Here is a 19901-nt window from a genome sequence, read left to right as displayed (position 1 = left end):
AGCGTCGCCACGATTTAGCTGAAATTGTACCTGTGACCTCAGGAAGCGGGGCGCCCAGCCTTGGTAATTTCCGCGGTATAAGCGTTGCGGGTGCGTACCTTGGCAATCGCGATCTGCACCTGTGGGAGGGCTTTCGACAAGGCAGTCGCACGACATGCGCGCTGCTCCATCCATGCCTCAAGATCGCGTTGATCGTTATCGCCACAGACGAAGCGGACCGCACGCGCGACACGGTTACGGAGAGCCTGCTCGCCTGTAGACGTTGTGACATCAAAATCGGCAGTACGGACCGACACGCTGGGGATGCCCGGCTCAGCTAGCGCGGGCGCTGCTGCTAGTACGCAGACTAGACCAAATGACAAGACGGTGCGGGTGACAATGGTGGACATGATCGATGCTCCTCTGGCACGCCCGTCTTTGACATACAGCAATGGGTGACGGGACTGCTGAGGGCTTTGATACGTGATGCACGTGCCCGGCGCGCGGCGCATTCGACGGATGCATTACAGCGATCCATCAACCTCAAAACGCATCGACGAATGACAGGTGGTTTTCGACGAACGTCGCTCCGCTTCGTCAATGTGGAAGGGCAACCCGTTAAAGCACAGCCAGACAGGCGGTCGTCAGGTCACACTCTGATGTCCGTTGACACGTTTCAGGCACGCGCCTTCGCCCGCGGGAAAAGCAGCAGCCCAAATCGCGCAACCTCAGTTATTGGCTTTTTCGTTCGCTTCAGTTAGGCGAGGTGTCGAAAGTCGGATTATTCCGGCTTTCATTGATCGCGCCGGTGCCCCCGCAAGGGGCTTAATCGGGAATGCGGTGCGGAAGTTTTGCTTCCAAATCCGTGGCTGTCCCTGCAACTGTAAGCGGATAGCGCGATGCACATAGCCTCTCCTTGAAGAGGCAGCCACTGGGCCGGACGCTAAATCATGCGAGGCCTGGGAAGGCGTGTATCAAGCTGTGACCCGCGAGCCAGGAGACCTGCCGGCGTCTGGTCGCTCTTGCCTTGGTCCAGGGGATGGCCGCGGCACGGTGAACTCCGTCTGAGCGACGAACGAGCGGCTGGGGCCGCATCGGAGACGTGCGTCGGTCGCCTTTGGCGTCCGGCCGCCGCGCGTGTCGCCCGTTCGCGCGGGTTTGCCCCGGCCACGTCGCAAGACGCCGGGGGACTATTTGTGATCAAGACCATCCTTTCCAGCAGCGCGCTCGCCGCGCTTCTTTTGCCTGCACTTGCTCATGCCGAAACGGCATCCGACGCAGGAAGCAATTCCGATATCCTTGTAATCGGCACCGACCCCAACAACGCCAATGAGGCCACGCAAACGGGAAGCCGCCTTGGCCTGACTATCCTCGAGACGCCGGCCAGCATCGAGACATTATCGGGCGATGTTATCCGCGCGCGGGGCGACCTGTCGATTGTCGATGCCGTCACGCGCGCCACCGGCATCAGTTCGGTTGCAAATCCCGGCAACGGCGGAACTGGCCTCGCCGCACGTGGCTTCAGCGATCAGGGCTCTGTCATGATCCTCTATGACGGCGTCAGGCTTTATCCCGGCGCGGGCACCGTGACCTTTCCGACCGATCCCTGGACTGTCGACCGGATCGAAGTGCTGCGTGGTCCTGCCTCGGTCCTCTATGGGCAAGGCGCAATTGGCGGCGCGGTCAATGTCATATCGAAAAAGCCGCAGCAGGATCGGACGGTTTTCGATTTCGAGGCAGGCTACGGATCGCAGAACAGTTGGCGTATCGGTGCCGGTGCCGGCGGCCCCGTGAACCAAACGCTATCCTATCGGGTCGATGCCAGTCGGACCGGTTCAGATGGCTGGGTTGAGCGCGGCAATTCGAAGAGCTTTGCCGTTTCCGGCTCACTGCGCTTCGCCCCGACCGACAACTTCAGCCTCACATTGTCGGACGATTATAGCGATCAGCATCCGATGCGCTATTTTGGAACGCCGCTGATCGACGGCAGGCTCGATGACCGCAACAAGCGCCTGAACTACAATGTCTCGGATGCGGTTATGCATTTTGAGGACAATCGCACCACGCTGAGGGCTGAGTGGGGATTGGCCGATGGCATCCAGCTTGTCAGCACGGCCTATCGCCTGACCACAAGCAGGCACTGGCGCAACCTTGAGAGCTATTTCTGGGACGGCACGACCAGCAAGGTTGATCGTACCGACTATCTGGGGATCGATCATGCCCAGACTCAGGTCGGCGACCAAACCAGCCTGACGGTCAGCCATCCGATCGCGGGCCTGCATAATGATTTCGTGATCGGTTTCGACGTCAACGACATCAAATTCAGGCATTCGAACAATTTCTATCCGGGAGCGGCCTCCATTTCCGATAGCCCGGTCGATCCCTTCATCTTCGTTCCGGGCCTGTTCGACACCACGGTCCCGATCCAGCCCGTTTTTCGTACCCGCACCCTGCAATATTCTTTCTTTGCCGAAGACCGGCTGAAATTGAACGACCAGATCTCGCTGGTCGCCGGGATCAATCACGAACACGCCAATGTGAAGCGCTATACGATAGCGGCGAACGCTGCCGAGACGCAGGTTCTGGACAAGTCGCTCAACAATACGACCTGGCGGATCGGCGCAGTCTATCAACCGCTGCCTACACTGTCCTTCTATGCCCAATATGCCACTGCGGTTGATCCGCTGGGTTCTCTCGTGACCTTTTCCCCGAGCGATGCTCAATTCAGGAACACTACCGGCGATCAGGTCGAGGCCGGTTTCAAGGCGGCCTTCTGGCACGGGCGAGGAACCTTCACCTTCGCGGCTTACCGCATCGTGAAGAAGAATCTGTTGGTACGCGATCCCGCCGACCTGATGAGTACCACGCTGTTGCAGGTCGGCCAGCGGTCATCGAAGGGCCTGGAAGGCTTGCTCTCGCTCGAATTGCCGGAAGGGTTCGGACTCGATGCCAATGCCAGCGTACTGGAGGCCCGCTTCGATTCGTTCAACACCGGGGGCATATCCTATAGCGGCAAGACTCCGCCGAGCGTGCCCGAAGCCACCGCTAATCTCTGGCTGCGCTATGATGTGACTGCGCGTTTTCAGACACGCCTCGGCCTGCGGTATGTCGGCAAGACTTACTCTGACAACGCCAACCAGTTTCGCGTGCCCGGCTATGCCGTGGTGGATGGCGGTATTTCGTTCGCGGTGACGAAGAATGTCGCGGCCAACCTGCGGGTCTACAATCTGTTCGACAAGAACTATGCGACCACCACCTATAATGACGAGCAATGGTTGCTCGGGCGGCCTCGCTCGATCGAAGTTTCGATCAGCGGGCGGTTTTGACCATGCATGGTTTCACGAAACCCGTGGCGACGGCACCCCCGCGCAGCCGGGGTCGGCTGTTGCGGGCGCTGCTCGTCCTGCATCGCTGGATGGGGGTCATCATCGGCACGGTGATGACGCTGTGGTGCCTTACCGGGTTCGTGATGTTGTTTGTCGATTACCCCCGGCTGCTGCCGACCGAGCAATTGCGGGGCTTGTCACCGCTGCATTTGCCGTTCGGTGGCAGTCTGGCACGGATTGCCCTGGCACCCGATGCTGGACTGGCCTCGGCCCGCCTTGAGATGGTCGCGGGCAAGGCCGTGCTGCGGGTCGTGCCTGAAAAGGGTGATGGGCGCGCGATCTGGCAGATGCGCGCCTCACCGCAGAGCTATGACCTCGGGTCCGGCGCTCTCTTGACGACGCTTTCCAGCGAAGATCTCGGCAAGGTCGGGGCGGAATTCGGGCGCAACGTCGGGATTGACGGACCTGTGGCCGCGATAACGCCGATTTTCGTCGATCAATGGACCGTTCAGGCATTTCGCGCCAACCGACCGCTCTATCGGGTAGACTATGCCGACGCCGCAGGCTCGACGGCCTACATCGCTGGCCTGACCGGTGAAGTTGTCCAAAAAACGACCCGATTTGAGCGCTTCTGGGGCTGGCTCGGCGCGGTTCCGCACTGGCTTTACCCGACGGTGCTTCGCCAGAACCCAGTTGCGTGGAGCCAGGTCGTTATCTGGACATCGCTGACCGGCTGCTTCCTTACCGTCACCGGTATCTGGATCGGTATTATCCGATTAATGCGGGGCAAGGACGGAACGATCGGCTCGCCCTATCGCGGCCTGTGGTGGTGGCATCATATGGCGGGACTGGTCTTTGGCCTGCTCACCCTCACCTGGGTCGGGAGTGGCCTGTTCTCGATGAATCCCTGGGGGCTGTTCGACAGCAATGCCGGACTTGTGGAACGTCAGTACCTTGCAGGCACGATGCACTGGGCCGACATGCGGGCCGCGCTGGCCAATATAAGCCGCCTTCCCATCGATACGGTCCGCGTAGAAAGCGCGCCGCTTGGCGGAAAAATGGCGCTTGTTGCGATTGCCGCGGATGGACGCATGGTCCGGCTGAACAGTTCGGGCAAGCCCGCGATACTGACGGGGGCGGACATCGCGGTCGCATTGCGGAACGGCCCTCGTGTCGCATCGCTTTCCCTGCTGTCCGAGGGCGACAGCTATTACTATGCGCATAAGGAGTCGGTGCGATTGCCGGTGTGGCGTGCGGTGCTGGCTGATCCGCAAGCCACGCGCCTTTATATCGACGCGGTGTCCGGCACTTTGCTGCGTGCGGTCGATGGCACCGCGCGCGCCGAGCGCTGGCTATGGAGCGCCCCCACAGCTTTGATCTGCCCGGCCTGCGCCACAGCCCTTGGCGGTATATCGTTATCCTGCCCTTGCTCGCAGCGGTCACGTTCGTGTGCGGGACCGGAGCCTGGATGGGTATCCGCAAACTTGGCCGCGACCTGCGGCGAATTTGGCGGCGTATCCGGCGGCGGCTCTCACGCTACCCATTTCCCCGTCGATCACGGAGCCAGTCATGATTGCATCTGTCGCATCAGTATCACTGTCCCTACGCCGAAAGATCAGCATCTTGTTTGCAGGACTGATCGCGGCCAACATCGCGGTGTGGATCTGGGCATACAGCCTGTTCCACGCGCAACCCCTGATGCTGGGCACCGCTTTGCTTGCCTGGGGACTCGGCCTGCGTCACGCGGTTGATGCCGATCATATTGCGGCCATCGACAATGTAACCCGCAAGCTGATGCAGCAAGGTCAGCGCCCGGTTTTGGTCGGCTTCTGGTTTGCGATCGGGCATTCGGGGATCATTGCCATCGCGTCGATCACCATCGCGGTGACGGCCAGCGCGCTGTCGGGGTTCGGTGCCTTCAAGGAAATGGGCAGCGTAATCGCGACCATGATTTCCGCACTTTTCCTGTTCACCATTGCAGGCATGAACCTTGTCATCCTGCACTCCGTCTGGCGGACCTTTGCCCATGTTCGCGCGGGCGGCAACTATGTCGACGACGATCTTGACCTGTTATTGGGTGGGCGCGGTCTGCTTTCGCGGATGTTCAGGCCAATGTTCCGCCTCGTGAACAAGAGCTGGCATATGGCCCCGCTGGGGTTTCTGTTCGGGCTGGGGTTCGATACCGCAACCGAAGTCGCCATTCTGGGCATGTCGGCCAGCCAGGCTGCCAATGGCCTGTCGATCGGAACGATTTTAGTCCTGCCTGCGCTGTTCGCGGTCGGTATGGCCCTGATCGATACGGCCGACGGTGTGGTGATGCTGGGCGCTTATGAATGGGCCTTCGTGAAACCGATCCGCAAGCTCTATTACAACATCACCATCACCCTGATCTCGGCCATTGTGGCAATTGTCATTGGCGGAATTGAGACATTGGCCCTGATCGGCGACAAGCTTGGCCTGACGGGGTGGCCATGGAGTCTTGCTGCGAAACTGGGTGAGAATTTCAACAGCCTTGGCTTCGCCATCATCGGACTTTTCGTGCTCTGTTGGCTTGCAAGCTTTGCGATCTACCGCTGGAAGCGCTTCGACGAGATCGAAGTGCCCGTCGTTCCCTGATCGTCCCCACCTAACCGTGCGCGTCGTTACATCATTCTCAGCCAAGAAGAGGAAGGCGCAACAACATCAATTGGCTTGGCTTGTATTTTCCTCTAGGGCGATCATCGAAGGACGGATTGATTCCGCCCTTCATTGATCGCGCCGGTGCCCCCGCAAGGGGCTTAATCGGGAATGCGGTGCGGGAGCTTGCTTCCAAATCCGTGGCTGTCCCTGCAACTGTAAGCGGATAGCGCGATGCACATGCTCCTGACCACAGGAGCGACCACTGGACAACGCATTCGTGCAAGTCTGGGAAGGTGTGCATCAAGCTGTGACCCGCGAGCCAGGAGACCTGCCGGCGTCTGGTCGCTCTTGCCTTGGTCCAGGGGATGGCCGCGGCACGGTGAACTCCGTCTGAGCGACGAAGCTGTGCGGCTGGGGCTGCACGGTCGCGCGGTAACGGGTGCTTCATCGCGCCCGCCCGTGGTCGCGCGCCGACCGGACCTGTCCGGCAAGCCCCCGCTTGTTCTCGCTCCGGCGCACGGGGAATTGCCATGTCCGACCTGTCCAAGGTGCCGGTCACTATCGTTACAGGGTTTCTGGGCGCTGGAAAAACCACGCTCATCAGCCATCTGATCCGCAATGCCGGCGGGCGCAGGCTGGCGGTGGTGGTGAACGAATTCGGTTCGTTGGGCGTGGACGGCGAGATTCTCGAATCCTGCGCCATTCCCGATTGCCCGGCAGAAAACATCGTCGAGCTGGCCAATGGCTGCATCTGCTGCACCGTGGCGGATGATTTCATCCCCACGGTCGAAAAGCTGCTCGCGCTCGATCCGCGCCCGGATCATATTCTGATCGAGACGTCAGGCCTCGCGCTGCCCAAGCCACTGCTCAAGGCATTCGACTGGCCTGCGATCCGCAGCCGGATCACCGTGGACGGCGTGCTGGCGCTGGCCGATGCCGAGGCGGTTGCGGCAGGACGATTTGCGCCCAATGTTGCCGCGCTCGACGCTCAGCGTGCCGCTGATCCGAGCGTCGATCATGAGACGCCGCTGTCGGAAGTGTTCGAGGATCAGCTCGCCTGCGCCGACATGATCCTGCTCACAAAGGTTGATCTGGCCGGACCCGAGGGCGTCGCCGCCGCGCGTGCGATTATCGCGGCGGAGGCTCCACGCGCTGTGCCGGTGATCGAACTTACCGAAGGCGTAGTCGATCCGCGTATCATTCTGGGGCTTGATGCCGCCGCAGAGAACGATATCGCAGCGCGCCCATCACACCATGATGGAGAAGACGATCACGAGCACGATGATTTTGACAGCACTGTCGTCGAACTGGGCGAGATTGCTGATCCGGCGGCCTTTGTGGCGCGAATAGAAACGCTGGCCCGCGATCACAATATCCTGCGTGTGAAGGGCTATGCCGCCGTTGTTGGAAAACCGATGCGGCTGCTGGTGCAGGCGGTGGGTGCGCGGGTGCGTCATCAGTATGACCGTCCGTGGCGGCCCGACGAGGCGCGGCGCACCACGCTCGTCGCCATTGCCGAGCATGACCATATCGATGCCGACGCCATTCGCGCGGTGCTGTTGAGCTAGGCGCGCACCATGCACGTCATCTTCCGCGAAACCCATGGGATGGAGGAAACTGCCGTCCCGCAGGATCTGGGGCAAGAGCCTGCGGATCTGGTGGTGCTGTCCTTTTCAGACAGCGACCTCGGGGCGTTCGCGGCGGCATGGCATCAGGCCCGCGCGGATGATGCGGCATTTCCTACGCTTAGGCTCGCCAACCTGGCGGCGCTTATGCATCCGCTATCGGTCGACACTTATGTCGAGCGGACGCTGTCGGGCGCGAAGGCGATCCTGATCCGGCTGATCGGCGGTACGCCTTATTGGAGTTATGGGCTGCAACAGGTCGAGGCTCTGGCCCGGTCGCGCGGCATCGCGCTGGCCGTGCTGCCCGGTGACGGATGGGAAGACGGGCGGCTGGATGCGGTTTCGACCGTCCCGGTGTCTGCTTTGCGAGACCTTGCCCATTTGTGCGACGCAGGTGGTGCAGGAGCAGCGCAGGCGGCCCTTGTTGAGCTCTCACGACTGGCGGGGCTGATCGATACCCCTCTCCAAAATTGCGAGCCGCTGCCTATGGCGGGGGGCTGGCATCCCGGCAGGGGTGTGGTCGATCCTGAAACCTTCCCGCGCGTTCCCGAACGGCCGCTGGTCATGATCATCTTCTATCGCTCCTATCTGACCGCGCACGATCTGGACCCGTTTGCCGCTCTCCATACCGCGTTCGAACGGCGGAGTTTTGATGCGCTGTCGATTTTCGTTCTTTCGTTGAAAGCTCCGCAGGTGCGCGATCAGGTGGACCGCTGGGTGCGCAGCCTAGGCCCGGCGGCGATCATCAACGCCACCGCCTTTTCCGCGCGCGGCGAGGATGGCGATACCCCGCTCGATGGCGCGGGCGTGCCGGTCTTTCAACTGGCGCTCGCTACGTCTGGCCGCGCGGCCTGGGTGGCGGCATCGCGCGGGCTTTCCCCGGCGGACCTCGCCATGCATGTCGTGCTGCCCGAGATTGACGGGCGGGTTTTTGCGGGGGTCGCCAGCTTCAAGGAGGCGGGCGAACGCGATCCCGCGCTGGCATTTGTCCGCAAGGTCCATCGCGCCGATCCCGATCGGATCGAGGCGATCACCGCGCGGGTGGCAGGATGGGTTGCACTAGCGCGCAAGCCTGCCTGCGAGCGGCGCGTTGCTTTGATCCTGTCGACCTATCCTGGCAAGGCATATCAGATGGCCCATGCCGTGGGGCTGGATGCGCTTGCGTCCGCCGAGGCAATATTGGCCGACATGGCTGATGCGGGATATGCCACGAGCTGTCAGACCGATTTGGCGGTACGCCTTAAAAGTGAGCATCTGCTCTGGCCGGTGGTCGAGTATCGCAAGGCATTGGCCGCGTTGCCCGAGGCCTTGCGCACTGATCTTTCCGCCGCGTGGGGCGAGCCGGAAACCGATTTGGCAGTCGTCGACGGTGCCTTTTGTTTTGCCGCGCTGTCTGTCGGTAACGTGCTTGTCGCCTTGCAGCCCGAGCGGGGCGACCGGACCAGTCGCGACGGGGACTATCACGATCTCTCCCGCTGTCCGCGCCATGCCTATGTCGCCTTCTATTTCTGGCTACGCGAACGGGGTGTGGACGCGCTGGTCCATATCGGCGCGCACGGTACGCTGGAATGGTTGCCGGGCAAGTCGGTTGCCCTTTCCGGTGCTTGCTGGCCCGAGGCGCTGACCGGCGCGATGCCGGTGATCTATCCGTTCATCGTCAACGATCCCGGCGAAGCTGCGCAAGCCAAGCGGCGCATCGGCGCTGTCACCATCGGGCACGTTCCGCCGCCACTGATGCAAAGCGAAAACGGCGCGGGCCTGGCCCGGATCGAGGCGCTGCTGGATGAATTTTCCAATGCCGACGGGCTGGACCCGGCCCGCCGCGACCGTCTGCAGGAAACCATCCGCGAGGAAGCGCGAACGCTGGGGCTGGAAGCCGAGCTGGGCCTTGATGGTGCGGCTACGCTGGTTGAGGCGATCACCCGGATCGACCGCTTCGTTTGCGACGTAAAGGAAAGCCAGTTCGGTGACGGATTGCATGTCTTTGGGCAGGGCGATCAGGGGGCGGCCGAGCGGGCCGGATTGCTGGTTGCGCTGGACGGACGGCGTGTTCCTCCCGGCCCCTCCGGCTCCCCATTTCGCGGGCGCAGCGACGTGCTGCCGACAGGGCGAAACCTCTACGCGATCGATCCCCGCGCGGTGCCATCGCGCACGGCCCATGCGCAGGGGGTTACGCTCGCGGAGGAGTTGATCCGGCGGCACTTGCAGGATCATGGCGACTATCCGCGTGGGCTGGTGGTTGATCTGTGGGGATCGGCGACGATGCGCACGGCGGGCGAGGAATTTGCCATGGCACTGCACCTGCTGGGCGCAAAACCGGTTTGGGACATGACATCCGAACGGGTGACGGGCGTCGAAATTCTGCCTCTTGCGCTGCTGGACCGGCCACGCATCGACGTTACCTTGCGTATCTCCGGCCTGTTCCGCGATGCCTTTCCGACGCTGCCTATGCTGTTCGGACAAGCCGTGCGCGCGCTATGTTTGCGGGACGAGTCATCGGACTGGAATCCGTTTGCGGGGCAGATTGCAGCCCCGCGCGTCTATGGTCCTGCCCCTGGCAGCTATGGCCTCGGCCTTGGCGATGCGGCCGAGGTTTATACCGATGCGGCCCGACGTGCGGCCGGGGAGGCATGGCTGGCGGCATCAGACCATGCGTTTGATGGGACCTCCGACGCGACCGGTGCCACCGCCGACCCCGAAGGTTTGCGGCAGCGTGTGGAGGGGGCCGACGCCTTTGTCCATCTTCAGGACTTGCCCGAAACCGACCTGTTGCTGGCGGCCGACTATGCCGCGCATGAGGCAGGCTTTGCCGCTGCCAAGGCGCTCTCGGGTGGGACAGTGGCGCTCTATCACCTCGACAATCGCGACCCGATGCATCCCTCGGCGCGCAGCGTGACCGAAGAGATTTCCCGCGTCGTCCGCGCCCGTGCCGCGCATCCCGGCTGGGTCGCAGGCATGATGCGCCACGGCTTTCGCGGAGCTGCGGAACTGGCCGCGACGCTGGACCATATGGGTGCCTTTGCCCATCTTTCAGGCAGCGTCCCGCCGCACCTGTTCGACCTCTATCATGATGCGACGCTGGGGCGTGTCGATGTTCGTGTGTTTCTTGAGCGGGAGAACCCCGACGCGCTGGCGGCGATGGAAGCCCGCTTTGCCGCGCTCCATGCCGCAGGGTTGTGGCAGACCCGGCGCAATTCCATCCTTGCCAGCCTGCCGATATCCACCAGCGTTGGGGACAGGGCATGAGCAGCTTCTCGGTCAAGGGCTGGTGTCCCGATGCCTGGCATCCGATGATGGCGGGCGACGGCTTGCTGGTACGGGTAAAGCCGCGGCTTGGTCGCCTTACGCGCGTACAGGTGCTGGGCCTGTGCGATGCGGCTATCGCGAATGGCAATGGCCTGATCGAAATGACTGCGCGTGCCAATCTCCAGATTCGGGGCGTTGATGAAAATGGCTCGCAGGCGCTGCTCGGCCGATTGCTGGCGCTGGACCTCGTGGACACCGACCCCGTTATTGAAAAGCGGCGCAACATTCTGGTCGTGCCGGATTGGCGGGCGGGTGATGACAGCCACCGTATTGCGGGCGAGTTGCTGACCCGGCTGGATGAACTGCCCGATTTGCCGGGCAAAGTAGGTTTCGTCGTCGATGCCGGTCCGTCCTGCGCCCTAAGCGGCGAGGCGGGCGATTTCCGTATCGAGCGTGGCGGGGATGGCGGCCTGATCCTGAGAGCCGATGGGCATCCTGCCGGTGTTGCGGTTGCTGCGGGTGAGGAAGTGGACGCTCTGATCGCGCTGGCGCAGTGGTTCGCGACAAGCGGTGGCGCGGATGCGGGGCGCATGACCCGGCATAGGATTGCCCTGCCCGACTGGGCCAATGGCGATATTTTGCCCACGCCGTCCGCTGTTCGCATCGCGCCGGGTCGGCATGATCTCGGTATGGCCTATGGCCTGCCGTTCGGCCGGGTAGAAGCGCGGATGCTGGCCGGGGCTATGGAAACATCGTCAGCCGGAGCCATGAGGATCACGCCGTGGCGAGTGCTGTTGCTGGAAGGCGCACCCGCCGTCTGCGCCGATGGACTGATCAACGATCCTGCAGACCCGCTGCTGCATGTCGATGCCTGTCCGGGCGCGCCCTGCTGTCCGCAGGCCTCGGTCGAAACCCGCGATTTCGCCCGGCGTCTTGCCCCGTACATCGAGGGACGGCTCCATGTTTCGGGCTGCGCAAAGGGCTGTGCCCACCCGCGCGCGGCCGATGTCACGCTGACCGGCCGGGATGGCCGGTTCGATCTTTCCCTGAACGCGCCCGCCGGTGCGCTTGCCGTGCGCTCTGCCGTTGGCCCGGCGGAGATTCTTGCCCGATTCGGAGCCACCTGATGCCCCATGTCTATGAAACCGATGGCGCGGCCATTTATAGTCAGTCATTCGCTACGATCCGTGCCGAAGCTGATCTGCTGCGCTTTTCGACCGACGAGGAGCCGGTGGCGGTGCGGATGATCCACGCCGCCGGAATGGTCGAACTGGCGGCGCATATCCGTTTTTCGCCCGGTTTTTCACAAACGACGCGGGCGGCGCTGGCCGATGGCGCGCCGGTGCTGTGCGATGCCCGGATGGTGTCGGAAGGGATCACCCGTGTGCGTCTGTCAGCTGCCAATTCGATCATCTGTACGCTGAATGCGCCACAAGTCCCGGGCATGGCGAGGGCAATGGGCAATACCCGTTCCGCCGCCGCGCTGGAATTGTGGCGGCCGCATCTGGCCGGCGCTGTGGTCGCTATCGGCAATGCGCCGACCGCGCTTTTCCATCTGCTCAACATGCTGGAAGATCCCGAGTGTCCGCGTCCAGCGGCCATCATCGGCTGCCCGGTGGGCTTTGTCGGCGCGGTCGAATCCAAGGCCGCGCTGTGGGCCGCGCGGCCGGTACCCTGCTGCATCGTCGAAGGGCGACTTGGCGGCAGCGCGATCACGGTCGCCGCGATCAACGCCCTGGCGAGCCGCGCCGAATGAGCGGGGTGCCAGATTCCATACAAGCGGGAACGATCCACGGCGTCGGGCTTGGTCCCGGTGCACCTGATCTGCTGAGCGTGCGCGCCGATCGACTGGTGCGGGGTGCCCGCCATGTTGCCTATTTCCGTAAGGCCGGGCGGCCGGGACAGGCGCGGCGTATTGCCGAAGGAATGCTGCGCGCCGACGTGCTCGAAATCCCGATGGAATATCCGGTAACAACCGAGATTCCTGTATCCGATCCACGTTATAACGCCCGTCTTTCAGCCTTTTACGCCGAATGCACGGAGCGATTGGTCGTGCTGGCGCGGGCCGGCGAGGATGTTGTCGTACTGTGTGAGGGCGATCCGTTCTTCTACGGCTCGTTCATGCATCTTCATGGCCGTTTGGCCGGCATGGTCCCCGTGCAAGTGGTGCCTGGCATCACTGGCATGGCGGGGGCGTGGAACGCGACTGGCATACCCATCACTTGGGGCGATGACGTGCTGACCATCGCTATGGCCACTCTGCCCGAGGAGGAACTGACGCGGCGTATCCGCGATACCGACGCATTGGTGGTGATGAAGATTGGGCGCAACCTGCCCAAGCTGCGCCGCGCGGTGACTGCCGCCGGGCGCGAGGATGCGGCCTGGCTGGTCGAACATGCCGCCATGCCCGGCCAGCGGGTCACCCGACTGATTGAGGCCGAAAGTGTCACGCCCTATTTCTCGATCCTGTTGATCCACGGACAGGGGCGCAGGCCTTGAGTGACGGGGCCAAGAATGACGGGACCATGAGTGGCTGGATTGCCATCGCCGGTCTGGGGCCGGGAAACGAGGGACTCATCACGCCCGAAGTCACCGCCGCGCTGAACGGGGCGAGCGATGTCATTGGCTATATCCCTTATGTCGCGCGTGTCGCCGCGCGCGATGGACTGACGCTGCACCCGTCCGATAACCGGGTGGAACTGGATCGCGCGGCCCATGCGCTGGAACTGGCGGCGCAGGGGCGGCGCGTGGTGGTGGTATCTTCCGGCGATCCCGGCGTTTTCGCGATGGCCGCCGCCGTATTCGAGGCGCTGGAGACAGGCCCGACCCACTGGCGCGATCTCGACATTCGGGTCCTGCCCGGCATTACTGCCATGCTGGCCGCCAGCGCCCGGGCGGGCGCGCCGTTGGGTCATGACTTCTGCGCCATCAACCTGTCGGACAATCTCAAGCCGTGGTCCCTGATCGAAAAGCGGCTGCGACTGGCGGCGGAGGCGGACTTCGCCATGGCCTTCTACAACCCGAGATCAAAAGCCCGGCCCGAAGGTTTCGAGCGTGTGCTGGAACTGCTGCGCGAGGTTTGCGGTGTTGATCGCCCGATTCTGTTCGCCCGCGCGGTTTCGACGTCAGACGAGCAATTGCGGATCGTAACGCTGGGTCAGGCCCGTGCAGACATGGCCGATATGCGCACCATGGTGATCGTCGGATCAAGCCTGACGCGGACTATCGAACGGACGGTGGGTCCGATACTCTACACCCCGCGCTCCGCATCGGGCCTGGCATCATGACCCAGCCAGACGAGTACATCCTCGGGGCGATAGATCTCGGCGCGATCCGGAACGGCGGGACGGTCGATCATGACGACTGGCAGGCCCAGTTCCCGCGCTGCGATCAGCTTGGCATTGGCACCGTTCCCTCCTGCGTTTTTGCACACCACCAAATCGATGGCGTGGGCCTGCAACAGTTGGCTGTCGCCCACGGTGGTGAATGGCCCGCGATCAACGATCAGACTGTGACGAAGCAGGGTGGGCGGCGGCGATGGCGCATCCACGAAACGCAGCAGATAATGATGCTGCGATTGGGCAGCGAAGGCTTCCACATGCATCCGTCCCAGCGCCAGCATGACGCGGCGGGCTTGCCCGGCCAGCGCGGCGACGGCCCCTGCGATGTCGGCAACGCGGGTCCAGCGGTCCCCTGCGACGGGCTCCCAGGCCTGACGGGTCAAGGCGATATGGGCTACGCCAGCCAGCCGGGCGGCTTCGATGGCATGGACAGTCATTGTTGCGGCAAAGGGGTGGGTGGCGTCCACCAGATGGGTCACGCGATGGCGGCGCAGATAGTCCGTCAGCCCCGTAACACCGCCGAAGCCACCGACGCGCACCGGCACCGGTTGAGCGCGGGGCGTTTCCGTACGCCCGGCATAGCTGAGCGTCGCCGCAATGCCGTGTGCCGCCAGCAGTCGAGCGAGCGCGCTCGCTTCGGTCGTACCGCCCAGCAGGAGGATATTCGGCATGACTGATATGGCTCCCCGGCTTCGGCATAGGCCGTGGTTGACGATCATCGGCATCGGCGAGGACGGAGCCGATGGCCTCGGTGCCGCCGCGCGTGCCGCGCTTGCGCAGGCCGAACTGGTGATGGGACCGGTCCGGCACCTCTCGCTGCTGCCCGCAATTACTTGTCCCACGATCGAATGGCCAGAGCCCTTTGCCGACGGGCTCCCCCATCTGATCGAGCATCGCGGGCGGCGCGTGGTGATGCTGGCGTCTGGCGATCCCTTCTGGTTCGGGGCGGGAACCAGCGTGACGCGCCTGCTCGATCCGGGCGAATGGGTGGCTCATCCCGCGCCCTCCACTTTCACTTTGGCTGCCGCGCGGCTGGGCTGGCCGTTACAGGATGTGATCTGCCTTGGCCTGCATGCCGCGCCGCTGAAGCGGCTAAGGCCCCACTTAGCGCCGCAACAGCGCGTCATTGCGCTGTTGCGCGATGGCGAGGCCGTGGTCGCGCTGGCGGACTATCTGACCGAGCAGGGCTTTGGTCCCTCAGTGTTGCATGTGATGGAAGCGCTGGGTGGTCCGCGAGAACGGATTCGCCGGGCAACCGCCGAAGCACTGTCCTTCACCGACATCGCCCATCCGGTTGCGATCGGGATCGACTGTGCCGGGCACGGTGCGTCATTGCCTCTGGCCTCGGGACGACCGGATGACTGGTTCGCCTCCGATGGGCAGATCACCAAGCGTCCAGTACGCGCCCTCACGCTGTCGGCGCTGGCTCCGCGTCCGGGTGAACTGCTGTGGGATATTGGCGCGGGATCGGGATCGATCGGGATCGAATGGCTGCTGGCGCACCCGGCCAACCGGGCCTGCGCAATAGAGGCCGATCCGGTGCGGGCCGCCCGCGTGCGCGCCAACGCCCTCGCGCTGGGTGTTGACCGGCTGGAGGTCGTGATCGGAATTGCGGCGGATGACTTGCCGGAGGCACCATTGCCCGATGCCGTGTTTATCGGCGGCGGATTGTCGGATGCATTGCTGGAAACGCTGTGGGTGCGTTTGCCCGCCGGAACGCGACTGGTCGCCAACGCGGTGACACTGGAATCAGAAGCATTGCTCGCTCGATGGTACGGCCAAAAGGGCGGCAGTCTCCTCCGCATCGAACTCGCCGACGCCGCGCCGCTTGGTAACCGCCACGGCTGGTGCGCGCGCTACCCCGTAGTGCAATGGAGCGTGATGCTGTGATTGTCGCAGGTTTCGGCTTTCGGTCTGGCGTCAGCCTGTCGTCGCTGCGTGGCGCATTCGCGCTGGCACAACAGGGACAGCCCCCGGTCACGCATCTTGCCACGGTGCAGGACAAGGTCGCGGCGCTGGTCCCGCTGGCCCAAGCGCTTGGTCTGCCGCTGATGGGCGTGGCGTCCGATGCATTGGCGACGGTTCCGACCACCACTTGTTCCGCCGCCAGCCTGACCGCCCGCAATGTCGGCAGCGTTGCGGAAGCATCCGCCATTTCCGCTGCTGGCGCGGGCGCGCGCCTGCTTGGGCTGCGACACATCTCCCCCGATCGTATGGCGACTTGCGCCATTGCCCAAGGAACCCTGACATGACCGTCCATTTCATCGGCGCAGGCCCCGGCGCACCCGACCTTTTGACTCTGCGCGGGCGCGACCTGATCGCGGCCAGCCCGGTGTGTCTTTATGCCGGGTCGCTGATCCCGATTGCCGTGCTCGATCACTGCCCGCCGGGCGCCCGGATTGTGAACACCGCGCCAATGGAACTGGACGAGATCATGGCCGAGATCGCGGTGGCTCATGCCGCCGGGCAGGATGTGGCGCGGCTGCATTCTGGCGACCTTTCGGTCTGGTCGGCGATGGGCGAACAATTGCGCCGCCTGCGCGCGGTGGATATTCCCTTTACCGTGACGCCGGGCGTCCCGGCCTTTGCCGCCGCCGCGGCCGCGCTCGAGGCAGAGCTGACTCTGCCCGCATTGGCGCAATCGCTGGTGCTGACCCGGACTCCGGGCCGCGCCAGCACCATGCCGCCCGCCGAAAGCCTCACCAATTTCGCGGTTACGGGCGCTACCCTTGCCATACACCTCTCGATCCACAATCTTGTGCAGGTGGTGGCGGACCTGACCCCGGCCTATGGCGCGGATTGCCCCGTCGCTGTGGTCTGGCGAGCCAGTTGGCCCGATCAGCGGATCGTTCGCGCCACGCTCGAAACCATCGAACAGGCTCTCGCCGGGAGCATGGAGCGTACCGCGCTGATCCTTGTCGGGCGTGTGCTGGCGGCGCAGGATTTTGCCGAAAGCAGCCTTTACGCCCCCGGTTATGACCGCCGCTTCCGGCCGCAGGATGTGACGTCGCGTTTTGCGGGCGCGTCCGAATGAGCGCGCCCAGTCCGACACTGCGCCCGACGCCGGGCCTGATGATCGCTGCCCCTGCGTCGGGTACGGGCAAGACAACCGTGATGCTGGGTCTGCTGCGCGCGCTCACCGAGGATGGGTTGGCAGTGCAGCCGTTCAAGAGTGGGCCGGACTATATCGACCCGGCCTTTCACCGCGCTGCCTGTGGTCGACCCTCGTTCAATATCGATAGCTGGGCGATGGACGACGATCTTGTCGATGCCATCGCGGCCGAGGCCGCAGGCGCGGAGATGGTGCTCGCCGAAGGGTCGATGGGTTTGTTTGACGGCGTTGCCAGCAAGGGTGCCTCGGGCAATGGTGCCAGCGCCGACATGGCGCGCCGCATGGGCTGGCCAATAGTCCTGGTACTTGATGTTTCCGGGCAGGCCCAGTCCGCGGCTGCCACGGCGCTCGGATTCAGGAGCCTCGACCCGCACTTGCCATTTGCCGGGGTGATCCTCAATCGCGTGGCGAGTCCGCGCCATGAACGGCTGGTGCGAAAGGGCATGGAAGCCGTGGGCATCCCCGTGCTGGGTGCCCTGCCGAGGCGCGGAGACCTGACGCTGCCCGAACGCCATCTGGGGCTGGTTCAGGCGGTGGAGCACCCGGACCTCGACCGTGCGATTGCAGATTTCGCGGTTTTCCTGCGTGCCCATGTCGATCTCGACGCCATTCGCCGTGCCGCCGGGGCAAGCGGGACAGCCCTTAAGCGCGGTGGGGCACGATTGTCCGCGCCCCCGGCCCAGCGCATCGCCATGGCGCGCGATGCCGCCTTTTCCTTCGTCTATCCGCATCTGCTCGAAAGATGGCGCCGCGCCGGGGCCGAGATCCTGCCGTTCTCACCGTTGGCGGATGAAGCGCCTGACCGGGGTGCCGATCTGGTCTGGCTGCCCGGCGGTTATCCTGAACTACACGCCGGGACCATCGCCGCTGCTGCGACATTCCTGTCCGGCCTGTGTCACCATGCCGAGACGCGGCCCGTTCACGGCGAATGCGGAGGATATATGGTGTTGGGCGAGGCGTTGATCGACAAGAGCGGTGAGCGACACCGAATGGCGGGTCTGCTCGGGCTTGTCACCAGCCATGCCCAGCGCCGGATGCATCTTGGCTATCGTCATGCCGAACTGCTGGTTCCGGTATCGGGTTTTGCCGCCGGGACAAGACTGCGCGGCCACGAGTTCCACTATTCCACCATCGTTGAGCAGACCGATGCGCCGCTAGCTCTTGTGACTGATGCCGACGGGGCCAAAGTGGCTGAAACCGGGTCGCATCGCGGGCGGGTGACGGGCAGCTATTTTCACATGATCGCGACCGCGTCATGATCGAGCTTGCGCTCATCGGCATCGGTACTGGGAACCCCGATCACCTGACGGCACAAGCCGTGCAGGCGATAAACGGCGCCGATCTGATTTTGCTGCCACGCAAGGGCAGCACCAAGTCCGACCTGGTCGACCTGCGTCGGGCCATTTGTGAGCAGGTGTTGACCCGCCCGGTGCGCATTGTCGAATTCGATATGCCTGTTCGCGAGACAGGTGGCGATTATGCGCGTGCAGTGGACGATTGGCACAACGCCATTGCCGCGGCTTGGCGTGCGGAGATTACCATGCATTTGCCGGTGGGCGGGCGGTTGGCAATGCTCGTCTGGGGCGATCCTTCGCTTTATGACAGCACCTTGCGGATTGCCGAAAAGCTCAAAGTTGGTGGCGTTGCGATGCAGGTGCGCGTCGTGCCCGGCATTACCAGTATCCAGCTGTTGACTGCCGCGCATGCCATTCCGCTCAATCCCCTTGCCGGAGCGGTGACGATCACCACCGGACGGATACTCCGCGCGCATGGCTGGCCCGCGGGGGCCGACACGATCGTCGTGATGCTCGACAGTGGCTGCGCGTTCGAGGTGCTGGAGTCGGTGGGCATCACCATCTGGTGGGGCGCTTATCTGGGCATGGCGCATGAAGCACTGGAACAAGGTGCGCTCGCTGACGCCGGCCCCCGGATCGCCGTGCGCCGAGCTGAACTGCGCGTGCGCCATGGCTGGATCATGGATGTCTATCTCATGCGAAGGGAACAAAATAATGGAGCCTGAAAGTGAATCAGGGGCGGTGGTCGATGATGCCCGCCACGCCGAGAAGATGCGCAAGAAGCAGGCTGCGCAGGCCAAGATCATGGCTAACAAGACTTGCGAGAAGGGATTGTTGATCGTCCATACCGGCAAGGGCAAGGGCAAGACCAGCGCGGCGCTCGGCATGGTGGTTCGCGCAATCGGTCATGGCATGAAGGTGGGCGTGGTCCAGTTCGTCAAAGGGGCGATGAAGACTGGCGAGAAAGCTGTGTTCGACGCCTTTCCCGACAATGTCGAATTCAAGCCGATGGGCGAGGGTTTTACGTGGGACACGCAGGACCGCACGCGCGACATCGCAGCGGCACGCGCAGGCTGGGACGAGGTGAAGCGCATGATCGCCGACCCGACCTATCACATGGTGCTGGCCGACGAACTCAACATTGTCCTGCGGTATGACTATTTGCCGGTCGACGAGGTGTTGGCGGTGCTGACCGCGCGCGATGCGATGAAGCATGTCATTGTCACTGGTCGCAACGCACCCGAAGCGCTGATCGAGGCGGCTGATCTCGTCACCGAGATGACCATGGTGAAGCACCCTTTCCGTTCAGGCGTGAAAGCGCAAGCGGGGATCGAGTTCTGAGCGAGCCCCCCCTCTGT

At 63.5% G+C, this 19901-nt stretch carries 17 protein-coding genes and 2 riboswitches; of the genes, 15 read left to right on the top strand and 2 right to left on the bottom strand.

The features are described from left to right. Positions 1–38: 38 nt before the first annotated feature. On the bottom strand, positions 39–389 hold the full coding sequence (locus tag D3Y57_RS03125; protein WP_162986912.1) for a UrcA family protein: 351 nt from the start codon (positions 387–389) through the stop codon (positions 39–41). Positions 390–768: 379 nt separating this feature from the next. Continuing rightward, a riboswitch (cobalamin riboswitch) is annotated at positions 769–1003 on the top strand. 172 nt (positions 1004–1175) lie between these two features. On the opposite strand from D3Y57_RS03125, the gene D3Y57_RS03120 reads away from it, so the two are divergent. From D3Y57_RS03120 to cobJ, 9 genes are all read left to right on the top strand, one after another. After that, a complete protein-coding gene (locus D3Y57_RS03120) occupies positions 1176–3305 on the top strand; it encodes a TonB-dependent receptor (protein WP_121151252.1) in 2130 nt (709 codons plus the stop codon). Next, positions 3251–5056, top strand: coding sequence for a peptidase (locus tag D3Y57_RS03115; protein ID WP_347400380.1), 1806 nt, complete (start codon positions 3251–3253; stop codon positions 5054–5056). Before D3Y57_RS03120 ends, D3Y57_RS03115 begins: the two co-directional genes overlap by 55 nt. Continuing rightward, entirely contained in the window at positions 5004–5921 is a 918-nt protein-coding gene (locus tag D3Y57_RS03110; RefSeq protein ID WP_347400377.1) for a HoxN/HupN/NixA family nickel/cobalt transporter, read from the top strand. Before D3Y57_RS03115 ends, D3Y57_RS03110 begins: the two co-directional genes overlap by 53 nt. 125 nt (positions 5922–6046) lie before the next feature. Further along, a riboswitch (cobalamin riboswitch) is annotated at positions 6047–6274 on the top strand. 180 nt (positions 6275–6454) lie between these two features. Continuing rightward, positions 6455–7492, top strand: coding sequence for a cobalamin biosynthesis protein CobW (gene cobW / locus D3Y57_RS03105; protein ID WP_121151248.1), 1038 nt, complete (start codon positions 6455–6457; stop codon positions 7490–7492). A gap of 9 nt (positions 7493–7501) precedes the next feature. Next, complete coding sequence (cobN, locus tag D3Y57_RS03100; protein ID WP_121151246.1) at positions 7502–10795, top strand: cobaltochelatase subunit CobN; 3294 nt, start codon at positions 7502–7504, stop codon at positions 10793–10795. After that, on the top strand, positions 10792–11922 hold the full coding sequence (locus D3Y57_RS03095; RefSeq protein ID WP_121151244.1) for a cobalamin biosynthesis protein CobG: 1131 nt from the start codon (positions 10792–10794) through the stop codon (positions 11920–11922). Before cobN ends, D3Y57_RS03095 begins: the two co-directional genes overlap by 4 nt. Beyond that, entirely contained in the window at positions 11922–12551 is a 630-nt protein-coding gene (locus D3Y57_RS03090; RefSeq protein ID WP_121151242.1) for a precorrin-8X methylmutase, read from the top strand. Before D3Y57_RS03095 ends, D3Y57_RS03090 begins: the two co-directional genes overlap by 1 nt. A 17-nt stretch (positions 12552–12568) precedes the next feature. Beyond that, a complete protein-coding gene (gene cobI / locus D3Y57_RS03085; protein ID WP_430738996.1) occupies positions 12569–13294 on the top strand; it encodes a precorrin-2 C(20)-methyltransferase in 726 nt (241 codons plus the stop codon). 26 nt (positions 13295–13320) lie between these two features. Continuing rightward, complete coding sequence (gene cobJ, locus D3Y57_RS03080; RefSeq protein WP_121152089.1) at positions 13321–14082, top strand: precorrin-3B C(17)-methyltransferase; 762 nt, start codon at positions 13321–13323, stop codon at positions 14080–14082. On the opposite strand, the gene D3Y57_RS03075 is transcribed toward cobJ, so the two are convergent. After that, on the bottom strand, positions 14046–14807 hold the full coding sequence (locus D3Y57_RS03075; RefSeq protein ID WP_121151238.1) for a cobalt-precorrin-6A reductase: 762 nt from the start codon (positions 14805–14807) through the stop codon (positions 14046–14048). The two genes, cobJ and D3Y57_RS03075, sit on opposite strands and share 37 nt — an antisense overlap. On the opposite strand from D3Y57_RS03075, the gene cbiE reads away from it, so the two are divergent. From cbiE to cobO, 6 genes are read left to right on the top strand one after another with little or no spacing between them, the layout of a single operon-like run. After that, positions 14806–16026, top strand: a complete 1221-nt coding sequence (gene cbiE, locus D3Y57_RS03070) for a precorrin-6y C5,15-methyltransferase (decarboxylating) subunit CbiE (protein ID WP_121151236.1) — start codon at positions 14806–14808, stop codon at positions 16024–16026. The two genes, D3Y57_RS03075 and cbiE, sit on opposite strands and share 2 nt — an antisense overlap. Continuing rightward, a complete protein-coding gene (locus D3Y57_RS03065; protein ID WP_121151234.1) occupies positions 16023–16388 on the top strand; it encodes a cobalamin biosynthesis protein in 366 nt (121 codons plus the stop codon). The genes cbiE and D3Y57_RS03065 overlap by 4 nt, the downstream gene beginning before the upstream one ends. Next, positions 16385–17170 (top strand): precorrin-4 C(11)-methyltransferase, encoded by a 786-nt coding sequence (gene cobM / locus D3Y57_RS03060; protein ID WP_121151232.1) that lies wholly within the window; start codon positions 16385–16387, stop codon positions 17168–17170. Before D3Y57_RS03065 ends, cobM begins: the two co-directional genes overlap by 4 nt. Further along, positions 17167–18507 (top strand): cobyrinic acid a,c-diamide synthase CobB, encoded by a 1341-nt coding sequence (locus D3Y57_RS03055; protein ID WP_121151230.1) that lies wholly within the window; start codon positions 17167–17169, stop codon positions 18505–18507. Before cobM ends, D3Y57_RS03055 begins: the two co-directional genes overlap by 4 nt. Further along, positions 18504–19268, top strand: a complete 765-nt coding sequence (gene cobF, locus D3Y57_RS03050; protein ID WP_121151228.1) for a precorrin-6A synthase (deacetylating) — start codon at positions 18504–18506, stop codon at positions 19266–19268. Before D3Y57_RS03055 ends, cobF begins: the two co-directional genes overlap by 4 nt. After that, positions 19258–19884, top strand: a complete 627-nt coding sequence (gene cobO, locus D3Y57_RS03045; protein WP_121151226.1) for a cob(I)yrinic acid a,c-diamide adenosyltransferase — start codon at positions 19258–19260, stop codon at positions 19882–19884. Before cobF ends, cobO begins: the two co-directional genes overlap by 11 nt. Positions 19885–19901: the final 17 nt, after the last annotated feature.

It is taken from the genome of Sphingomonas paeninsulae (assembly GCF_003660165.1).
GTDB lineage: Bacteria > Pseudomonadota > Alphaproteobacteria > Sphingomonadales > Sphingomonadaceae > Sphingomonas_O > Sphingomonas_O paeninsulae.
This window is presented reverse-complemented; position numbering and strand designations above follow the sequence as displayed.